The sequence below is a fragment of the Prolinoborus fasciculus genome (genome assembly GCF_056724605.1).
On the sequence record NZ_JBWZQN010000149.1, the window covers coordinates 1 to 792 of the forward strand.

The window sequence follows — 792 nt, forward strand, 5'->3', positions numbered from 1 at the left end:
CCTGGATCAGTGCCTGTAACTGCTCCGGGCTGATCGCCATACTTTCACCCTGGTGAACTTTAGCCCAGTGGAATTTCCCCTGTTCCAGCCGCCGGGCACACAGCCAGATACCCAGTCCATCATGCACCAGCACTTTCATACGATGGCCACGCTTATTACAGAACAGGTAAGCGCAATGCGGTTTGATGTAGCCAAAGGCTCTCAGCACCTGAGCCATGGCTGTATCCATCCCTGCACGCATGTCCATCGGCTGGGTAGACAACCAGATCTCATCAATACGAATCATTGAGTCAAACCCTGGATCAGCAACAGTAATTCAGTTACTGACTCCACCGGCCAGTCGATCTCGATCATCTGATCCCTTGCGGAACTTGGTGCCTCATGTAATGGAATCCTGATATGAGCGACAGCTTTCTTCTCTGGCACAAGTGGTAGAGGTGCTTCTTGTTTGACTGGAGTCGGGTGAAGAATGACCGGAAGAAAGTCAGTCTGTGGAATGGATGGGGTTTTTAATGCAGGGGGCATTGATCTGGACTGACGAATCCATTTATGTAGCAGATTGGCATTGATCTGATGTTGCATTGCTACCTTGGCCACTGATGTATCTGGCTGCTGGCATTGCTGAATAAGTTGATGTTTAAATTCAGCTGTGAAGGTTCGACGGGGCTTTTTTAGCGTTGGTGCACTGTCTATAACTGTCTTTAAATCCATAAATAGGTGTCCACTTAAATTTAAGTGGACACTATCGCGGTATTAATGAGTTAGAAAAAGTGGGGTTCAGCGGACGCTTAC

At 48.2% G+C, this 792-nt stretch carries 2 protein-coding genes; both read right to left on the minus strand.

Going from position 1 to position 792, the window contains the following annotated elements; all coding sequences use genetic code 11:
• Positions 1-286 (minus strand): IS66 family insertion sequence element accessory protein TnpB (gene tnpB, locus AC1P5O_RS16645; protein ID WP_336755386.1); only part of this gene is annotated, 286 nt, incomplete at its 3' end.
• Positions 283-711, minus strand: coding sequence for an IS66-like element accessory protein TnpA (gene tnpA / locus AC1P5O_RS16650; protein ID WP_004282342.1), 429 nt, complete (start codon positions 709-711; stop codon positions 283-285). The genes tnpB and tnpA, both read right to left, overlap by 4 nt.
• Positions 712-792 lie beyond the last annotated feature (81 nt).

Excerpts from the sequence above, each read along its gene's own strand:
- tnpA (WP_004282342.1), bottom strand. The coding sequence starts at position 711 with ATGGATTTAAAGACAGTTATAGACAGTGCACCAACGCTAAAAAAGCCC.